16 protein-coding genes and 1 pseudogene are annotated in these 18,692 nt (G+C 67.2%); 10 read left to right on the top strand and 7 right to left on the bottom strand.

The genetic code is table 11. The features are described 5' to 3' along the window. Positions 1-148: 148 nt before the first annotated feature. A complete protein-coding gene (locus tag MKK84_RS35820; protein WP_409566427.1) occupies positions 149-322 on the bottom strand; it encodes a hypothetical protein in 174 nt (57 codons plus the stop codon). On the opposite strand from MKK84_RS35820, the gene MKK84_RS01970 reads away from it, so the two are divergent. The 4 genes from MKK84_RS01970 to MKK84_RS01955 all read left to right on the top strand — a co-directional run bounded on the left by MKK84_RS01970 (position 315) and on the right by MKK84_RS01955 (position 5,189). After that, on the top strand, positions 315-578 hold the full coding sequence (locus MKK84_RS01970; protein WP_243916359.1) for a hypothetical protein: 264 nt from the start codon (positions 315-317) through the stop codon (positions 576-578). The genes MKK84_RS35820 and MKK84_RS01970 overlap by 8 nt on opposite strands. A gap of 94 nt (positions 579-672) precedes the next feature. Next, the gene (locus MKK84_RS01965) at positions 673-2,046 is read left to right on the top strand and encodes a coagulation factor 5 8 type domain-containing protein (protein WP_243916358.1); all 1,374 of its coding nucleotides are present in this window, start codon (positions 673-675) and stop codon (positions 2,044-2,046) included. Positions 2,047-2,238: 192 nt separating this feature from the next. Beyond that, complete coding sequence (locus MKK84_RS01960) at positions 2,239-3,510, top strand: hypothetical protein (RefSeq protein WP_243916357.1); 1,272 nt, start codon at positions 2,239-2,241, stop codon at positions 3,508-3,510. Beyond that, positions 3,507-5,189, top strand: coding sequence for a GDSL-type esterase/lipase family protein (locus MKK84_RS01955; RefSeq protein WP_243916356.1), 1,683 nt, complete (start codon positions 3,507-3,509; stop codon positions 5,187-5,189). The genes MKK84_RS01960 and MKK84_RS01955 overlap by 4 nt, the downstream gene beginning before the upstream one ends. Here the strand turns inward: MKK84_RS01955 and MKK84_RS01950 are convergent. The 5 genes and pseudogenes from MKK84_RS01950 to MKK84_RS01930 form a co-directional block, all read right to left on the bottom strand. Continuing rightward, positions 5,152-7,536 carry a glycosyltransferase family 2 protein gene (locus MKK84_RS01950; RefSeq protein WP_243916355.1) on the bottom strand — a complete coding sequence of 795 codons (2,385 nt, stop codon included), beginning with the start codon at positions 7,534-7,536 and terminating at the stop codon, positions 5,152-5,154. The genes MKK84_RS01955 and MKK84_RS01950 overlap by 38 nt on opposite strands. A 62-nt stretch (positions 7,537-7,598) precedes the next feature. Beyond that, positions 7,599-8,036, bottom strand: coding sequence for a hypothetical protein (locus MKK84_RS01945; protein WP_243916354.1), 438 nt, complete (start codon positions 8,034-8,036; stop codon positions 7,599-7,601). 601 nt (positions 8,037-8,637) lie between these two features. Further along, positions 8,638-9,276, bottom strand: a pseudogene (locus tag MKK84_RS01940) (DedA family protein); the annotation flags it as partial. A gap of 68 nt (positions 9,277-9,344) precedes the next feature. Then, the gene (locus tag MKK84_RS01935; RefSeq protein ID WP_243916353.1) at positions 9,345-10,370 is read right to left on the bottom strand and encodes an NAD-dependent epimerase/dehydratase family protein; all 1,026 of its coding nucleotides are present in this window, start codon (positions 10,368-10,370) and stop codon (positions 9,345-9,347) included. Beyond that, on the bottom strand, positions 10,367-11,020 hold the full coding sequence (locus tag MKK84_RS01930) for a hypothetical protein (RefSeq protein WP_243916360.1): 654 nt from the start codon (positions 11,018-11,020) through the stop codon (positions 10,367-10,369). The genes MKK84_RS01935 and MKK84_RS01930 overlap by 4 nt, the downstream gene beginning before the upstream one ends. Positions 11,021-11,351: 331 nt before the next feature. Here MKK84_RS01930 and MKK84_RS01925 point away from each other — a divergent pair, with 331 nt between their 5' ends. The 6 genes from MKK84_RS01925 (at position 11,352) to MKK84_RS01900 (ending at position 17,545) form a co-directional block, all read left to right on the top strand. Then, on the top strand, positions 11,352-13,208 hold the full coding sequence (locus tag MKK84_RS01925) for a glycosyltransferase family 61 protein (RefSeq protein ID WP_243916352.1): 1,857 nt from the start codon (positions 11,352-11,354) through the stop codon (positions 13,206-13,208). 203 nt (positions 13,209-13,411) lie between these two features. Further along, positions 13,412-13,816, top strand: a complete 405-nt coding sequence (locus MKK84_RS01920) for a sugar 3,4-ketoisomerase (RefSeq protein ID WP_243916351.1) — start codon at positions 13,412-13,414, stop codon at positions 13,814-13,816. Between the two features lie 12 nt (positions 13,817-13,828). Continuing rightward, complete coding sequence (locus MKK84_RS01915) at positions 13,829-14,950, top strand: DegT/DnrJ/EryC1/StrS family aminotransferase (protein WP_243916350.1); 1,122 nt, start codon at positions 13,829-13,831, stop codon at positions 14,948-14,950. A 154-nt stretch (positions 14,951-15,104) separates the two neighbouring features. Next, positions 15,105-15,938: a class I SAM-dependent methyltransferase gene (locus tag MKK84_RS01910; protein WP_243916349.1), complete on the top strand. Its 834-nt coding sequence runs from the start codon at positions 15,105-15,107 to the stop codon at positions 15,936-15,938. Positions 15,939-15,941: 3 nt separating this feature from the next. After that, positions 15,942-16,607 carry an acetyltransferase gene (locus tag MKK84_RS01905; protein WP_243916348.1) on the top strand — a complete coding sequence of 222 codons (666 nt, stop codon included), beginning with the start codon at positions 15,942-15,944 and terminating at the stop codon, positions 16,605-16,607. Positions 16,608-16,609: 2 nt separating this feature from the next. Next, positions 16,610-17,545 (top strand): GNAT family N-acetyltransferase, encoded by a 936-nt coding sequence (locus MKK84_RS01900; RefSeq protein ID WP_243916347.1) that lies wholly within the window; start codon positions 16,610-16,612, stop codon positions 17,543-17,545. Between the two features lie 162 nt (positions 17,546-17,707). On the opposite strand, the gene MKK84_RS01895 is transcribed toward MKK84_RS01900, so the two are convergent. Beyond that, complete coding sequence (locus MKK84_RS01895) at positions 17,708-18,658, bottom strand: hypothetical protein (protein WP_243916346.1); 951 nt, start codon at positions 18,656-18,658, stop codon at positions 17,708-17,710. Positions 18,659-18,692: the final 34 nt, after the last annotated feature.

Genomic DNA, 18,692 nt, shown 5'->3' with positions numbered 1-18,692 from the left:
GCCTCCGCTCGGCCGGCTCCGCGGCGAGGCCGTAATAATCGCGCATCAGGTCGTCGTACGTGGCGGCCTCGGTGATGGTGCGGGCCCGGCCCGGGAGCGGGGTGGCCAGCAGGCGGTCGGTGGAGGCGGACGGGTCGGCGGCCAGGGCCTAGGGCAGGAGAGGGCCGTCCGGATCGGCGCGCAGTCGCTCGGCCGGGGCGCCGAGCTCGAAGGCCGCCACCGGCAGACCAGTGCGCAACGCCATCGTCAACGCTGATGAATAGGTCTCCGGCCAGATCGCCGGGAGCAGGATCAGATCCGCCGCGACGCTGGCGTTGCGCACCGGTCTGCCGGTGGCGGCCTTCGACCTCGGCGCCCCGGCCGACCGGCTGCGCGCCGATCCGGACGGCCATCTCCTGCCCTATGCCCTGGCCGACGACCCGTCCGCCTGCAACGACCGCCTGCTGGCCATCCCGCTCCCGGGCCGGGCCCGCACCATCATCGAGGCCGCCACGTACGACGACCTGATGCGCGATTATTACGGCCTCGCCGCGGAGCCGGCCGAGCCGAGGCTCCCCTCCAGCGAGAATGCCGCCTGACCAGCGTCGCCAGGAAGCCTGCATCGCGGTGGCCTTCCGAATCCGGTGCGGTTCGACACCGTTGGAGCCCGAGCGAGATACGGTATACGACCCCATGTTCGAGCGTCACAGCTATCATCCCGATCTCGTCGAGGTCGCACAGGGCCGGCCGTTATCCGTCATCGATCGGGACGATGGCGCCGGGCACCTCCAGATCGACCTCGGCCTGCGCTTCCCCGTCCATTCCCTCGCGGTCGATCCGCCTGACGGGGCGGGCGTTCCGGGCGGCGATCGGTCCGTCAGCTTTTCCGACGACGGACAGGGGTGGTCGTTCCCCGAGATCGTCTCGCCCCCTGACGGCGAGCCACCCGCATCACGGATCCTGATCGCGCCAGGGCCGGCGAGCTGGGCGCGCTACATCCGCATCCCGGTCCAGCCGGGGCGACGGGCGGACGAACACGTGGCGCAGGTCTGGACCGCGCGCGCCGCCGTCGACCTGATGGTCATGCGCAAGCTCTGGGACGTCGAGTTCTCCATCCTCACCGAGGATCCGGAGATCGACGTCTATCGGGCCTACCGGTTGCTCGGCAGCCCCAATCAGGCGGGTTTGTCGCTCGTCGGAATCGATCTCTACGAGAACGGCGCCTTCGGGAACTTCATCATCCAGTGCCTGCTGGCGATCGGCATCTGCCGGGCGCTCAAGCTCAAATACCTCAAGCTGTCGATCATGGACCGCAGCGAAGTCATCGCCCTCCAAGAGCCGCAGGAGATCGGCGGCATCACGTTCATCCCCGCGAACCACCCGCTCCCGGACGATGGGTATTTCCTGTCCGGCATGTTCTTCGACGTGAACATCCAGAAACTGGCCGGCGACCTCGATCAGGCCGAGTCGCGCCATATCATCACCCACTATATCCGGCCGCTCTTCGGCCGGCTGCCCGCGCAATTCCCCGAGAAGCCGGACGATCAGCTGCTGATCCATATCCGCTCGGGCGACATCTTCAGCACCTGGGTCGCGCCCCATTATCCGCAGCCGCCGCTCGCGTTCTACCAGCTCGTCATCCAGCGCCTCCTGCGGGAGAAGCGGATCGGCTCGATCAAGATGGTGTTCGAGAACCGCCTCAACCCCGTCATCGACCAGCTGGAAGCCTATATCGCCGGCCTCGGCATCCCGCTCACGACGCAGAGCGGGACGCTCGCGGAGGACGTGACGGCGCTCGCCAATGGCCGCTACCTCGTGTTCGGCCTCGGCACGTTCGGACCCGGCGTGTGCCACCTGTCCGAGCATGTCGAGCAGGTCTTCTACTTCGCGTCCGGCTGGCCGCAGCATTTCCGGGGCATTCCGACGATCGGACGCCTCACCGAGGTCGTCGACACGGCGGGCGGATACACGAAGGTCGGAGAATGGGATAACTCCCCCGAGCGCCGCCAGCTGATGCTCGACTACCCGATCGAGAATCTCGCCTTCGACGATTCCGGCTCGGCATAGCGAGCCCAACCCGCGAACGGGACTTGCGCGGCCGTGCCGATTGGAGCGCTCTCCGCCGAAGTAGACGCCGGTTCGGCGCAAGAGAGCGCGTCACAAGAAGAGCTTAGAGCCGCGCTCGATTGCAACGCGATCGGGCACGGCTCTAGCGGGACATCGGCGACCCGCGTCGGGTCGCGGCGCCGGAGAACGCACTTGGCCAGCACAGATCCGTCATTCACGTCCCTGCACGTCAACGCCTTCGCGATGCACCGGGCCGAGGTGCTGATGCGGCTGCGGCGCCAGCTCCGGCCGCACCACACGACCCTCGTCAGCTTCGCCGCCAAGTACCATTACGTGGAAACCCAGCGGCGCCTTGCGGCCGCCGCAGCGGCGACGGGCGATTTCGACACGATCGAGAGCTGGTCCCCCGACCGGCTGCGCGGGACGCAACACTACCAAGCGCACCGGGAGATCCTCGACCGGTCCCGGGGGGCCGGGAACTGGGCCTGGAAGCCCTACATCATCGCGCAGGCCCTGGAGCGGCGGCGCGACGGCGACTTCATCGTGTTCACCGACACCGGCATGCAGGCGATCGGCGACGACCCGATGCCGCCGGTGGCGCCGCTGCTGACCTGGCTCGCCGGCTCGGAGCGCCGGGTCGCGGTGGGCGTGCTGCACGGAAAGCCGCAGCGGGCCTGGACCAAGCGCGACTGCTTCGTGCTCATGGAGTGCGATACCGAACGCTACTGGAGCGCCGACCAGATCCAGGCGACCTGGATCGCCTTCATGGTCAGCCCCGCCACCCGTCACCTCGTCGCCGAGTGGCTGCGCTACGCGGGCGACGCGCGGGTCGTCACCGATAGGCCGAACCAGATGGGCCTGCCCGATCTCGACGGCTTCATCGACCACCGCTTCGACCAGAGCATCCTGTCGAACCTGATCTACAAGCTCGATCTCGAGATCGCGCCGCTGCGGCAGCCCTCGAAGCAGATCCGGACGCTGATCGACGAGTTGGAGACCGACACGCTGGTGGCGACGCGGCCCTCCGAGAACATCGCGCTCGGCAAGACCTGGACGGCGAGTTCCGCCTCGCCCTGGTCGGGGACGACCGGGACCTACGGCGAGCGCACCACCGGCGATCCGTCCTTCTTCTTCCACACGGCGCTTGAGCAGACCCCCTGGTTTGTCCTCGATCTCGGCGCCGTCACGCGCGTCTCGGAGATCCGGATCTACAACCGCTGGGGGCAACTCAGCGAGCGGGCGCAGTTGATGCGGGTCTGGCTCGGCGAAACCGAGGATGCCTACCGGCTGGTCTTCGACGCCGTGGATGCGCATTGCCATCCCGGCCTGCCCCTGCATCTCCGGTTCGATGGGGCCCAATTCCGCTACCTGAAGATCGATCTCGACGAGGAGCAGCACCTGCACCTCGACGGGATCGAGATCTTTGCCGCCCATCGGGACGGCGACGCGACCGAGGGCGCGTGAGCCCGGTGTCGGACAAGCCGCTGTTCCCCCTCGGGCCGATCCTGTTCTTCGGGGATTCCCTGACCGCGGATCTGACCGCAGAGACGCCGGACCTGTTCTCGGGGCCCCAGACGGTCGCCAGGGGGATCGCCGGCCAGTCCACCCGGGACATGGCGCGGCGGCTGCGCTCCGACATCGCCCTCTACGGCGCGAAGGGCCTCCACCTGATCGGCGGCCGGGACGACATCCTCACCCCCGGTCGCACGGTGTCGCTGGACGGTCTCGTGGCCGACCTGACCGCCATGCTGCGGGACGCGCGCGACCTCCATGTCCGGACCTGGGTCGGCGCGATCCCACCGGTCGATCCGGCGGCGCCCGCGGCGGCCGGGCTCCCGGTTGCGCTCATCGGCGCGGCGAATGCGTGGCTGCGCGAGCACGCGGGCGATTACGGGGCGCTGTTCATCGATTACGAGGCCGTGCTGGCCGGCGAGGGCGGAGTGCTCAGACCGGCCTTCAGCCACGATGGCGTGCGCCTCAACGCCGCCGGCAGCGCGGTGCTGCGAGCGGCCATGATGGCGGCGCTCACCGCCCCGGGCGTCGAGCAGATCTGGGCGCCACCGGAGACCGAGGATGCCGCGCGCCGGCGCAAGTTCCTGCACCATTTCGGCTACCTCGACTCGAACACGCGCTATCCGAGCCCGTTCATCCAGTTCGCCGGCAAGCCCGGGGCGAGCCATTACGGCGTCCCGTTCGATGCCGACGGCTTCCTCAACGCCACCCCGATCGCGGAGCGCAAGCCCGCGGGCGAGACCCGGATCCTGGTCGTCGGCGATTCGACCACCATCGATGGCGGCGACATCGCCAATACGCTGCCGGGCCGCATCGAGCGGATCCTCCGCACCGATGGGCTGGGGCGGGCAAAAGTCTACAATTTCGGGGTGATGTCGAGCTGCCTCACCCAGATGACCCACCTGATCTGGTCGCGTCTCGTCACCTACAGCCCCGACGCGATCCTCGTGCTCAGCGGCAGCACCGACCTGTTCCAGCCCTGGACCTACGATCCCCGGCCCGGCCACCCCTACAACGCCTTCATCACGCAGCGTCTCTACGACCACTTCTTCGACACGCACGACCCGCGGGCGCGGGAGGATGGCCTGTCGTACGACGCGCTGATCACGCTGATCTACGAGGAGCTGAAGCGGCTGCGCGCGGAGGTGGGCTGGCAGAGCCCGGGCTGGGAGGACGCCATCGTCCACCATTACGAACGCGCCGCGCACCGCCTCACCAAGCTGTCGCACGATCACGCGGTGCCGATCATCAGCGTCCTGCAGCCCACGGTCCTGCGCAAGCGCCACCTCACCGAGGTCGAGCGCGGTGTCGCCTCGGGGGCGTTCCTGGCCTATCTCGACCGCCAATACGCCAAGCTGGAGGCGTTCACGGCCGAGCTCACAGTGCGACGCCCGTACCGGCGGACCTTCACGGCCCTCGATCTCAGCGGGATCTTTCGCGATCGGGAGGCGGGGACCTTCTACGACATCGTCCACTACGATGATCCCGCCCGGGAGATCGTGGCGACGCGGCTGGCGGGCGAGATTCGTGGCGCGCTGGAGCGGGCCCGGGCGCGGACGCCCCTGGAGCGTGCGCGCCGCTTCCTCGGCCGCCTCAGCCCCGCTCGGCCGTCCGCTTCACCCGGTGCGTGAAGATCACCGACAGCCACGGCACCACCTCGTGCTCGACCTCGATCGAGAGCAGCACTTCGAGGTGGAGCGCGTAGGGCAGGGTGAAGCGGAAGCCGCAGCGGGCCTCGTCTATGGTGGTCGGCATGTCGCCGAGCACCCCGGCGATCACGTCCGGCCGGTGCACGTCCACGGGGATTCGCTGGACCTCGCCGTCGATCTCCGCGACCAACGTCGCCTTGGCGCGGCTCGCCGCGACGACCCAGCCGGACAGCCCCACCTGTCCGTCCTGGATCTCGGCCCAGACCCGGTCCTGGGGCGCCTCAAGGTTCGCGCGGGCGAAGGAATCCGGCAATTCGCCGTCGAGTTCGGCCACGGTGCAGCCGACCTCGTACGGCTCGAAGCCGCGCCCCTCGCCGAAAATGCCTGCGAACTGCTTCTGATACTGGGCGATCCGGGCGTTCTTGATGTCGTCGGGCAGGCCCGACCACTGGCCCTTCTCCTGGACCGTGTAGACCGACAGAAGCTCGCGCAGGAACGCGATCCGGCCCTTGTCGGCGACGTAGAGGTTCATCAGCCAGTCGGCCGCCGCCGCGTTCTCGTAATAGGCCTCCGGCACCCGCCGTAAGGCCTCCGCGCGGTAGAAGCAGCAGGAGAAGTTGGCAGTCAGCGGCGAATTGGCCAGGACCGGGAAGCTGATCGTGCCGGTCGGATAGCGGCCCTGCTCGTCGTGCGGCAGGTAGGAGCCGGTCGCCGGGTAATGGAGCAGCACCCAGTTGAAGCACATGTCCAACTTGCGGTCGGTGCGCAGCATCCGCATCTGCTTGGCTATCTTGCGGTCGGACAACCAGTAATCGTCGGCCTCGCAGAAGGCGACGTAGCGACCCGTGCACGCGGCAAGGCAATCCTGCATGTTGCGCAGCATGCCGAGATTCCGTGGCCGGGGCCGGACCACGATCCGCTCCGCATCGCGCGCCCGGTAGGATTCGACGATTCCCGCCGTCCCGTCGGTGGACTTGTCGTCGCCGATCACCACCTGCATCCGGAATAACCCGCGCTGCCCCAGAACCGCGTCGAGGCAGCGGCCGATATCGGCCGCATGGTTGTAGGCCGTCACGATGACGCTGACAGTGAGCTGCTCCAGAAGCCACCCGCGCAGCGCCTCCGGCTCGCCGGAGAGGTCGTCCGGCGCGTCGAGGCCCATGTCGCTCAAGGCGTCTCGGGCGATATCGGGATTGGCCTCGATCAGACGTCCGAGGCTCGCGACATCCTCCTCGTCGAGATAGGCCTCGGCGAGCCGCCGGAAGATCGCTTTCTGCGACGCCTCATAGCCTGCCGCGTAGCGGCCGCCGAAATGCCCGCGCAGCTTGCGGAAAAACGCGATCTCGGCGTTGCCGAGCTTCTTGTGCCGGGCGAGTTCGGTGGCGTAGGTCGCCCACATCCCAGCCGCGTGCTTCCGGTAGACCGCCATCACCGCCGGAAGGAAGCCGATGCGTCCGACCTCGGCGTGCATCAGGTGGACGTACCAGTCGCCTGGGGCGATGCCCTCGTCGAACACGAAGGCCTCGGCCCCACGATAGCGCCAGCGATAGAGCACGCTGTTTGTCTGGACGAAGTTGTGCGCCACGAGGTCGGATAGCGAGGGCTGCGGGCTGCACTGCCTTGGGTAGATCTCCTCGACCCCCGGCACGTCCTGGTAGACGACGCGCACCGGGTGGAAGCAGAGGGTGAATTCCGGGCGCGCCCGCAGGAAATCGACTTGGCGCTGGAGCTTGCGCGGATCCGTCCAGTAATCGTCCCCCTCGCAGATCGCGACGAATTCGCCGCGGGCGCGGGCCGTGAGGTCGGCGAAGTTCTTGTTGGGTCCGAGGTTCTCGGTGCGCAGAACCGCCACGAGGTTGGGATGACGCGCGGCGTATTCGGCGATGATCTCGGCGGTGCCGTCGGTCGACCGGTCGTCGCCGACGAGCAGCTCGAAGGGGAAATCCGTGATCTGCCCGAGGATGCTCTCCAGGGTCTGCCGGATAAACGCCGCTTGGTTGTAGCTGATGCACAAGACCGAGACGACGGGCCGATTCCAGGTCGGTGCGGGTTCCATCTCAGCCTGCGCCCGAATCCAGGCCGCGAAGGGATTGACGAAGCTGCCGTCGAAGGTCTCGTCCGGCGGAGCCGTAAAGTCGGCCCGGGGCTGGCGCCCGAGGCGCGCGCCGTACTTCACGTAATGTTCGAGGGGCGACAGATCGGTAAGGCCGACCTCGGGATAGCGCGTCGCATACCAGATGTGGTCGAACAGCCCGCTCGCGTAGATCGTCGCGAAATCGTCCTGCCACGGCTCGAGCGCGGGTGCGGCCTCTCCTGCACCGTCCTGCATCAATCAGATTCCTCGCAGAGCCCTCGAACGCGCGTCAGAGGGAAGCCTCCCGGATTTCACCCTCAGAGGGTGTTGGGAAGGCGCCCTTCCTCGGAGCCGTGGTTGTAATAGTGCTGCGTCGGGTCCGCGCCGGCATTCGCGACATCGTCGTTGCACGCGAGGTAGAACTGGCGGTCGAACAGCCCGGAAGTCTCGAGCCATTCGAGCATCGTCGCCTCGGGGACGACGGGGGCGCGATCGGGCGTGGCCGCGGCAGCCTCGCGATAGAGGTGCGCGAACCGGGCGATCCGGGCGGCGACCTCCTTGGCGGCGGGGCGGCGCACCGAGGCGGCGGCGACGCTGGATTGCTCACCGGGGCGGCGGCGCTGAAGATCGGCCTCGGCGAGGCGAACCAGACGGGCCAGCTCGCCCTGCGCTTCCTTGAGCCGTGCCTGCGTCTCACCGAGTTCGGCCCGCAGCGCTTCCACGTCCTCGCCCAAGGTCGGCTCCGTCTCGGTCACGACGTCCGACGGGGCGTGCGCGTCCGGCCATGCGCGGCATCGGCCAGAAACCAGCGCGCGGGAACGCCCCCGTCGGGGGAGGCCGGGTGATACGATCGGCCCCCCGACCGGTCAACCCTGCGCCCGGGGCGGCGCGCCGACGCCGCCCGGGCCTCGCGAGACGCGACTGAGCGGTCGGACGACCGGCGATCCGCCCGTCGGCTCAGGCGGCCAGCCTGATTCCGTCCTCGGCCTCGTCCCCGGCGGCGGTCGACGATCCCGGGTATCTCAGGCGCCAGCCGACGATCGTCAGCAGGACGGCCGGCACGAGCAGGATCAGCATCAAGCCGACGATGCTGACATGGCCGACGACGCGTCCATAAAGGCCACCGGTGCTCCCATGGTACCAGGATGCGAGCGTCATGCCCGCGGCCGAGGCCAGGAGAACGACGGGGATCTTGAACCAGAGGGGCAGGGCTTCCGGTGGCTGGGCGCGCGTCGCGGGCGCGTTGATCTGCGCCGCGTCGCCGCGTTTGGCGAGGAGCGCTTCGACCTGCCGCTCGAAGTCCGCCTGAGCCGAGCCCTGTGCTTGAGGCGCCGGCAGATCCGCCCCCGAATCCTTAGTGAGCGGCCCCGGGATCGCGGCCTCGGCGGCGACCATCAGGCGCGCCTCGTGCCGGCGCATGAACAGCCACAGCGCCACTGCGCCGAGCAGGACGAAGCCCAGCAGCGCGAGGCCGACCGGCCCCATGACGTTCTCGATCGAGCGGCCGCAGAGATAGGCGCCGAAGCCCATGATCGAGGCCCAGGCGACGCCGCCGAGTGCGTTGAACGCCATGAAGCGGCGCGCGTCGAGCTTGTTCACGCCGGCCAGCACCGCCGCGTAGGCCCGCAGCATCGCGGTGAACCGGCCGAAGAACACGATCTTCCCGCCGTGCCGGCGGAACAGGTACTGGCCGAGCTTGAGCCGCCCGTGATCGAGGCCGATCAGGTGCCCCTTGCGCAGGAGCAGCGGCAGGCCCCAGCGTCTCCCGACCCAGTAGCCGGCATTGTCGCCGAGGATCGCGGCGGTCGCGGCGATCGCCACCACGAGGCCGATGTTGATGTTGCCCGTGCTGCCGGCATAGGCCGCTGCGGTCAGCAGGACCGTCTCGCCGGGCAGGGGCAGCCCCGCGCTCTCCAGCGTGATGATGACGAAGATGGCGATGTAGCCGTAATGCGCGATCAGGTCGGCGATCGGCAGATCGTGAAGGAAGGACATGGGGTCTCCTCGCGGATCGAACCGCCGCCCTGTCGCCGACAATCGTGGCCACTCCGGGGCGGGTCGCTTCAGGTCTCGCGGAGGGTCCGGTCTCCCGCGGAATCGGCCAGATGGGACCGCATCCACGCGATGGTGTCGCTGAGGCCCTCGCACAGCGCGACGCGGGGCTGCCAGCCGAGTTCGGACCGGATCAGGGCCGTGTCAAGGACGTTGGCGGGCACGTCCGCGGCCCGGCTCGGCTTGTGCACGCAGGGCAGGCGGTCCCGCCCGAAGGCCGCCTCCAGCGCGGCAATGATCGCGTTGACGCTCAGGCCGGTGCCGCTGCCGACGTTCAGGACCTTATGCGGTCCGTCATACGTCATGGCGGCCAGGAACGCGTCGCTGACATCGTCGATGTGCAGGAAGTCGCGCACCACCGCGCCGGTGCCCCACACCTCCAGAGGCTGGTCCGTGAGGACGCGGTGGATGTAGCTCCCGATCAGGCCCTGGTGCTTGGTGCCGAGCTGGAAGCGGCCGTAAGGATTGGCGATCCGGAGGATCTGATACTCAATCCCGTGGAGATGTCGGTACAGGGCGAGCGACTTCTCGATCATCAGCTTGCCGATGCCGTAGGCAGAGATCGGATCGGTCGGCGCCTGTTCCGGGATCGGGATGGCGCGCGGGATGCCGTAGATCGCGCCGCCGGAGGATGCGAATACGAGCTTCCGGATCCGGGCCGAGCGGCAGATCTCAAGGAGGTGCAAGGTGGCGATCGGCGTAGCCGAGAGTTCCGCCGACGGATCGCGATTCGAACTCTCCGGGATCGATCCGGCGATCAGGTGGAAGACGACGTCCTGGCGCTCCACCGCGTTGGCGAGGGCGAGGCGGTCAGCGAACTGACCGGTCACCCGGACGACGCGCCGGTCGAGCATGGCGGCCTGCGGGTGGCTGCGGCTGAAGCAGGTGACCTCGGCTCCGGCTTCCACGAGGCGGTTGCACAGGTTCAACCCCAGGAAGCCGCCGCCGCCCAGCACGAGGCAGCGCGAACCCACGAGGCTCGGCGCAGCGCCGCCGAATTCTAGAAGCTCGCCCGGCGACCCGGCGGCGGGGCTCACGGCGCGGCATCTGCGGCGGTGTGGAGCCCGCTGGGTCCGCCGCCGCCCGCGGCGATCATGCGTTCAATCAGGGCGACGGCCGTCTCCTGCAGGGCGCGCCGAGTCGGCTCCAGCGGGGCCTTCCCGTAGGCGCGGGCCGCCGCGTAGGCCGCCGCGTAGGCGCAATCCCAGCCGGCGGCGAGGATCGCGCCGCCGATGGCCTCCAGATCATCCCGGATCGCGGTCCAGGCCGCCTGGTGAGCAGCGTCCCAGGCCGCGGCGCGCACGTCGCGTCCGGTCTGACGCAGGGTGAGATTGGCGATCATGGCTCGCTTGCGGGCTCGCTTGAGCGGGTCGCACAGGGCGCCGAACGCGCCCAGGTTGGGGATTTCGGGCAGATCGGCCAGTGCGTCGGCCTCGACATTCAGCTTGGCAAGGTGGAACCATGCCGGGAGATGGGTGCGGACCATCCAGTCAGCCACCAGTCCGGCGCGGCGGCGCTCCAGCTGCTCCGACCCGCGCGTCCCGACGAGGCGGGGCAGAAGCGGGAGGATGAGGTTGTCGCGCGCGTCCTGCGGAAGGCCGTCGCTCCACGTGCGCACGAAGGCGGCGAGCACCGGGGACGCACAGGCCGGTTGGTCGGAGATGGGCTCGCCGGCCAAGACTGCCACTGCCTCCATGGCGCACAGCGCCCCGTTCCGTCCCTGCTGCCGGCCGGCAGCCAACGTTCGGATCTGCGGGCGCGCAGGCCCATCGCGGAGACCGAAGTCCAGACTTGAAGATTCCGGCATCCGAAGGCGTTCCTCTCCGCACGGCGGCGGCGAACCGAGGTCCGGCCCCGCGGCCAATCCGTCCCGGACGGGGATTTACCAGTTCCGCGGCGGGACGCTAAGGGAAGGCCCCGACGTCCGATGCCCCCGTCCTGCCGGCCGTCGTTCCAGGCTTGCAACGCCCGATCAAGCCGGGGATGGACGGATCGAGCACAGGGACACGACCGCGGACATGGCACAGTTCCTAGAGCTAATCAGAGATCATCGCGGCGGCCCCGCCGATCTGATCGCGCGGCTCAGCGCGGTGAGCACCGATCCGGAGGCGGCGGGCAGCCAACCCAGCGCGATGATCCGCCATCTCGATGCCCTGGCGTTCCGACTGGACAGCACCGACGCGCCCGGCCTCGCGGCGCAGGCCTACGAGCTGGCCGCAGCCCTCGCAGGCCGGGACGGCGACCGCTGGACCCTGGCCGCCGCGGAGGCGCGGCTGCGGGACCTCTGCGCGCAGGAGCGCTTCGCGGAGGCCGGTCCGGCCATCATGCGACTGCGCGCTGCGGACGCCCGCCGCCTGAGACCCAAGATCGTCAAGGCCTTCATGGACAAGGCCTGGGAATGCGAGCTGCGCGGTGAGGCCGAGCCAAGCGTCCAGTATTACCGCCTCGCCCTCGAACTCGGCGGCGACGAAGCCGGCCTCATCACACCCGATGGCGATCCGGTCGCGAAGAAGATCAAGAACTCGCGCCGCTTCCAACTCGACGCCCTGATCGAAGCCGGGGCCTACGCGGAGGCCGTCGCCCTGCACGAGACGACCCGCCACGTGATCAGGGCGGGTCGTCTCGCAAGCTATACCATGGTCAGCGCCGCAACCCTGGCCGGCCAACCCGGGATCCGCTATACGGAACTGCGGCCGCGGCGCCCGATTGCAGAGCCGCAGATCAAGTTCACCGAGCCGCCGCCGCCCCTCACCTCGGAGCCGGGAGAGCTGGAAGCGCCGGCCCAGTATCTCGCGCTGGTCGAGGCATGTCATGCCTTCCCGCGCAGCAACCTCGTGATCAAGGGTGAGCACCTCATCTACGATCTCGCGGCCCATCCCCGCCGCGGGGACGTCCTGCTCCAAGATGGCGTCAACCCCGATCAGATCGTGATGGCGGCCTTCGGCGACCGACAGGCGCTGATCGAAGTTCCGGACGACAGCTTGCGCATCGAGGCCGGGCTCTCGATGTTCGGGCTCCAGAGCCGCAATTACGGCCATTGGTTCTGCGAGTTCGTCCCGCGGATGCTCGCCTACAACGATCCGCGCTGCCCGGTCGACATCCCGCTGTGCATCGACGACCATATGCCAGCGACGCATGAGGAGGTGGTCAGGCTCCTCGACACGCGCGACCGCCCGATCGTCAGGCTGCCGCCGAAGCCCGTCGCGTTCGGGCTTCTCGGCCTCGCCCCGGTGCCGGCCTTCTTCCCGTTCGAGATGAAGCCCGGCCGACGCGTCTATGACACGACCTGGCCGAGCGATATCCTGATCGATCTGCGCACGCGGATCCTCGACGGCGCTCGCGAACGCGGGGCGCTGAGCGGGCGGACAGGACGCCGGCTGTTCATCTCACGCAAGGCCTTCGCTCAGCGCCAGTTGGTCAACGAGGGCGAGATTGCTGAAGCCCTCCGCCCACACGGGTTCGAGGTCATCACGCCCGAGACGATGACCTTTCTCGAGCAGGTCGAAGCGTTCCATACCGCCGATCTCATTGTCGGGTCATCGAGTTCGGCGCTGACGAACGGTTTGTTCTGCCGTCCGGAGTGCCGCATCGTTGGACTGATCCATGCGAACCTCGGCTTCAATTTTCGGGGCTACACGAGCTTCATCGAAGCCGGCGGCGCGACAATCACGTTCCTGCGTGGCCAGACGGTGAGCGAGGAAGGCCACGCATTCCACGCCAACTACAACGTTGCACCGCGTGAAATCCTATCCTTACTGGATCGCGAATCATCACCCGTCTCGGAGGGGGATACACCCGCGAAACAACGGCCCGTTGGGACGATCGTCGGGCGGATGATCGAGGCGCTGCCATTTGCGCGCCGCAATGGACCGTGACGGAGCTTCCGTTGTAAGCCATCCGCGATTCTCCCGGGCACGCTCGAGGTTCGATTGCGGAGCCGCTCATTTCGGCATACTAAGCAACCGAGAGTTGGCCCTGGCGCTTCGATCTAGCTGATAAGTATCGGATCGATCCCGCCGATCTCCTTCAAAATCCTCCGACGATCCGCGTTGAAAGCCGAGGTATCGACAGGGAAGCAATGACTCAGCCCCACCTGATCGAGTTCCGCCATATCCTGGATCACAGGGGAGCGCTGACGCCCATCGAGGCAGAGGCGGATGTGCCGTTCAGTATCAAGCGCGTCTATTTTATCTACGACGTGTCTCACGGTGCCGTCCGGGCAGGCCACAGCCATAAGAATCTGCAGCAGGTTCTCATCGCCGTCTCCGGGAGCTTCAAGGTCCACCTCGATGACGGGAAGACTCGGCAGACTTTTCTCCTGAGCCGACCGAATTTCGGTCTCTACGTGCCGCAGATGATGTGGCGGGATATCGACAATTTCTCGGGCGGGGCGGTCTGCCTTTCTCTCGCATCGGATCACTACGCGGAGAGTGATTATTATCGCAATTACGAGGACTTTTTGAAGGCCAAAGGCCTCAGGTGAAAGACATTTGGGATGCAAGTTCCGTTTCTCGACCTCCATCGAACCCATGACAGCATTCGGGCTGAACTGGATGCCGCCTGGCATGGGGTCCTGAACCGTTCGCGCTACATTTTGGGCGAGGAAGTCGAAGCCTTCGAGTCGGAGTTTGCCGCCTATTGCGAAGCCGAGCATGCGATCGGCGTCGCCAATGGCCTGGACGCCCTGATCCTGATCCTGCGTGCCTACGGAATCGGTCCCGGCGACGAGGTGCTCGTGCCGTCGAACACGTTCATCGCGACCTGGCTGGCGGTGAGCCAGGTCGGCGCGAAGCCAGTCTCCGTCGATCCGGATCCGTCGACCTACAACATGGACCCGGCCGGCGCCGCGCGGGCCGTCAGCAGCCGGACAAAGGCCGTCATGCCGGTCCACCTCTACGGTCAGCCGGCCGACATGGAGGCGTTCCGCACCCTGGCGCGGCGGCATAACCTCGTCTGCATCGAGGATGCTGCACAGGCCCACGGCGCGACCTTCGCCGGGCGGCGGACCGGCAGCCACGGCGACGCCGCCGCGTTCAGCTTCTATCCGGGCAAGAACCTGGGCGCCCTGGGTGATGGCGGGGCCGTGACCACGTCCGACACGGCAGTCGCGCGCCGGATCCGCGAACTCGCCAATTACGGCTCGCGCGAGAAATACGTGCATCGGCAGCAGGGGGTGAACTCGCGGCTCGACGAGCTTCAGGCCGCGCTGCTTCGAATCAAGCTGCGCCACCTCGACGACTGGAACAGCCGGCGCCGCGCCGTCGCGGCCGCTTATAGGGACGGCCTCGCCGATACGGACCTCGCCCTTCCGCAGGTCGATCCGCGCACCGATCCCGTCTGGCACTTGTTCGTCGTCCGGTCCCAGCAACGGGATGCGCTGGCAGCGCGGCTCGCCGAGGCGGGGGTCGGCACGCAGATCCATTACCCGATCGCACCGGCAGATGCCGAAGCCTATGCGGGGGTCCCGATCGCGGGGGAGAGCGATCTGGGCCGCACCCTCGGTCGAGAGATCCTGAGCCTCCCCATTGGGCCCCATCTGCGGGACGAGGAGATCCGGCACGTCGTTCTCGTCTGCCGTGCGGCCATGGCCTCGGACCAACGCCGCGGCCCGGCGTGAGATCGACGGCCTCGGATCGCCGAGCCCGGCTCCGTCAGCGGTCCTGAGATCCGCGGCCGGTTCCACGCGCCGCGCGGTTCGGGCAGCTAGCGGCATCTCAGGACCCGGACTGCCCAGGCTGGGACGCCGATCCCAAACGAAAAAGGAGGGCCCCGTGTCATCGTCTCCCCTGAACGCTGCCGACGGTGGCCCTCCCGAGAACGGCCCGAGTTCCTTGGAGCGTCTCCGGACCGGCCGCGACGTCGATCTCGCTAAGGTCGACCTCACGTTCGACGGATTCCGCGCCCTGGCGCTGAACCCGCACCTCTCCGCCAACGAACGGATCGGTTTCCCGGAGACGTATCGCGACGGCTTCGAGGAAGCGATCCTCCGCGACATCGCGGCCAAGCTCCCGGCACTGCTCGGGACCGGCGCCACCATTGTGGATATCGGGCCCGGATGCGCCGGGCTGGCGCATCGCCTCATCGACCTGTGCCGCGAGCGGAATCACCGCCTGATCCTCGTCGACAGCGCCGAGATGCTCGCGCAGCTGCCCGACGTCGCCGGCGTGACCCTGAAGATCGCCGGCGCGTTCCCGGCGAACCGGGACGCCATCCGGGATGCGGTCGGCCGAGCCGACGTTGTCCTCTGCTACAGCGTCTTCCATTACGTGTTCGCGGAGGGCAATCCCTTCACCTTCCTCGACAGCATCGTCGCGCTTCTCACCGATGGCGGCCGTGCCCTGATCGGCGACATCCCGAACATCTCGAAGCGGCGCCGTTTCTTCGCGAGCGAGACCGGCCGGCGGTTTCACAAGGCCTTCACGCAGACCGACTCCGAGCCGGACGTCCGCTACAATGAGCCGAGTCCCGGCAAGATCGACGACGCCGTGCTCACGGGGCTCATTCAGCGGGCGCAGGCCGCAGGTGCGGACGCCTACCTCATGCCTCAGGCGCCGGATCTCCCCATGGCCAACCGACGCGAAGATCTCCTCATCATGAAGGCGTAATCGATGAAACCGCTGATTATCTTCGGCAACGGCGAAATCGCCAGCATGGCTTATGAGTACTTCACCCATGACAGCGGCCACGAGGTGAAGGCCTTCTCGATCGCTGAGGCGTACATCACGCAGCCACACCACCACGATCTGCCGGTGATCCCGCTTGCCCAGGTGCAGCAGGCCTACCCGCCAGAGGAATACGACGCCTTCGTCGCCATCGGCGATTCAAAGCTCAATCGCGTCCGGGCCGATCTCTGTGCTCAGGTCAAGTCCATGGGCTACAGGTTGACGTCGTATGTCAGCACGAAGGCCTTCGTTTGGCACAATGTCACGATCGGTGAGAACTGCTTCATCCTAGAGCACAATGTCATCCAACCCTTCGTTGAGATTGGAAACAACGTCACACTCTGGAGCGGTAACCACATTGGCCACCGCTCGGTCATCGAGGACAATGTCTTCGTGAGCTCACACGTAGTGATTTCGGGGTTCTGCCGGATCGGGGCCTACAGCTTCCTCGGCGTCAACGCCGCCATCGGGCACGGCGTCACGATCGCGCCCGACAACTTCATCAGCATGGCCTCGAGCCTCGCGCAATCCACGGAGCCGGACAAGATCTACCAAGGCAATCCGGCAGAGCCGCGCAAGATCGCTGCAACGCGCTTCTGCCGAGCGCGCTAGCGATGACCGTGACGGTCCGGCGGTTCACCCAGGATCAAACCTCGGCCTGGAACGCGCACAATGGCACGGCTCTGAACGGACATTTCCTGTTCGATCGCGGCTTCATGGATTACCACGCCGACCGCTTCACGGACGCCTCGCTGCTCATCATCCGCGACGACACGCTGGTGGCGACGCTTCCCGCGAATATCGAGGGCGATTCGATCCATTCCCATCAGGGCCTGACGTTCGGCGGCCTCCTAACCGGCCGGCTGTCGACCGACGCGACCCTGACGCTGTTCGAGGATTGTCTCAACCATTACAGGCAGGCCGGCGCCAGGAAGCTGATCTACAAGCCGGTCCCGTCAATCTATCACCGCCGGCCCGCCGAGGCCGACTTGTACTGCTTGTTCCGCGTCGGCGCCCAGCTGGTCCGGAGGGATGTCACCACGACGATCGACTATCGGTTGCCCGGCGAACTCTCGTCCCGCCGCCGCCGCGGGGTCGGCAAGGCGCAGAAGGCCGGTCTTACCGTCCGCACCGACAGCCGCTGGCCAGAGTTCTGGGACATCCTCGCGCAGACGCTCCAAGAGCGCCACGGCGTCGCGCCAGTTCACAGCCTTTCGGAGATCGAGATGCTGGCGGGGCGCTTCCCGGACAACATCAAGCTGTTCACCGCCGAGCAGTCGGACGAGACGGTGAGCGGTGTCGTGATCTTCGAGACCCCGGACGTCGCGCATGCTCAGTACATCGCGTCCAACCGGCAGGGGCGCGACGTGGGCGCGCTGGATCTTCTCTTCAGCACGCTGATCAAGATCTATGAACCGACGAAGCGCTATTTCGATTTCGGCATCTCGACCGAGGAAGGCGGCCGCGTCCTGAATCAGGGCCTTCTGACGCAGAAGGAGGAGTTCGGCGGCAGTGCCGTGATGCACGACACCTACGCGATCGCATTGTAGCGGCGCGGCCCGTCCGAGGTCCTGGTCGGTCCGAGCCCCGCGGCGGCGGTGATCGCCCCGCCGACGCGGACGGGCCGGCCGGCCGCGTCGGGACTCCCGCACAGTTCCCGGAGCCGCTGTCGATCAGGTCGCGGCAGTGCCTGCCCCGGCGCGCGGCCGGCCTCACGTCGTTCGGAACCCGCCCTCGGTCGCGGTCAGATCCCGGTAGGCCAGACCGAACCCGGTTCGTCCGAAACCGTTGCCGTTGTAGAAGAGCAGCGTCCGCTCCCCGATTTGGCAGGTCGCGCCGAAGCACGTCATCTCGGACGCCCATGCCTGTCCTGCAGTGTCGATGACCGGGGCCAAGCGGGACGGATCGACCGGGCCTTCGTCCCACGGGCACGTCATCAGCGTGTAGGTCTGTTCGGTCCGAACCGAGACCATCAGGATCGGGTCCTGCCCGGGGAATGTCTCGACGCGCGGACGGCCGAAGCCAATCTCGCCGCGTCCCTCGTCCGGCAAAAGCACGTCCTCTCCGGGACTGGACCAGTGAAGGCCGTCGGCCGACTTCGCCTTGCGGATGGAATACCGCGGCAGCAACTTCCCGGTCGGATCGACCACGAAACGATCACCGCCGATGTACAAAATCTCAAACATATTCCCGACACGCCTTACGAATGGCGCAGTCCGGAAGTACCGTTCGTCCGGCGTGGGTTTGAGAACTGGTTCATCCGTCCAGCGATCGAATTTGTTTCCCCCGTCCTTACTGACGGCCAAGCCGGTCAACAGCGTGTAGGGCACGTCGTGCGACGTCCGTTGCCAACCGACATAGTAGAGCCGCCACACATCATCGACGATCATGACATGACAGGGATTGACACCATCGGCGTCGAAACATCCAGTCTCACCCAGATTCAGAACGGGCGTCGGATCGAAACGGAGCACCTCGTACGGGAACTTCAAGCTCAAATCGACACTGTATATGCGTCCGCGCATCTCGGCGTCGCAACTTGAAAAAAATATCTTTATGCAATCTTTCAGCACAACCGGTGTGGGAACCATGGCGTGCGTCCGAAGGAGCCCGAAATTGGGGGCCCAGAACTTCAGGCCAAGATCCGTCCAATTGGCGCTCATCGCAGCATCTGTACCCGCTATTCCAGTCCAAGAA

It is taken from the genome of Methylobacterium sp. E-065, from assembly GCF_022829605.1.
Classification (GTDB): domain Bacteria; phylum Pseudomonadota; class Alphaproteobacteria; order Rhizobiales; family Beijerinckiaceae; genus Methylobacterium.
Note: the sequence above shows the minus strand (reverse complement) of the source record. Positions and strands in the feature narration are given on the sequence as shown.

What these genes read in the sequence shown, in the direction of transcription:
- MKK84_RS01950 (WP_243916355.1), bottom strand. Translation starts at nt 7,536, where the DNA reads ATGCAGGACGGTGCAGGAGAGGCCGCACCCGCGCTCGAGCCGTGGCAG.
- MKK84_RS01965 (WP_243916358.1), top strand. Translation starts at nt 673, where the DNA reads ATGTTCGAGCGTCACAGCTATCATCCCGATCTCGTCGAGGTCGCACAG.
- MKK84_RS01900 (WP_243916347.1), top strand. Translation starts at nt 16,610, where the DNA reads ATGACCGTGACGGTCCGGCGGTTCACCCAGGATCAAACCTCGGCCTGG.
- MKK84_RS01920 (WP_243916351.1), top strand. Translation starts at nt 13,412, where the DNA reads ATGACTCAGCCCCACCTGATCGAGTTCCGCCATATCCTGGATCACAGG.
- MKK84_RS01905 (WP_243916348.1), top strand. Translation starts at nt 15,942, where the DNA reads ATGAAACCGCTGATTATCTTCGGCAACGGCGAAATCGCCAGCATGGCT.
- MKK84_RS01915 (WP_243916350.1), top strand. Translation starts at nt 13,829, where the DNA reads ATGCAAGTTCCGTTTCTCGACCTCCATCGAACCCATGACAGCATTCGG.
- MKK84_RS01925 (WP_243916352.1), top strand. Translation starts at nt 11,352, where the DNA reads ATGGCACAGTTCCTAGAGCTAATCAGAGATCATCGCGGCGGCCCCGCC.
- MKK84_RS01895 (WP_243916346.1), bottom strand. Translation starts at nt 18,658, where the DNA reads ATGAGCGCCAATTGGACGGATCTTGGCCTGAAGTTCTGGGCCCCCAAT.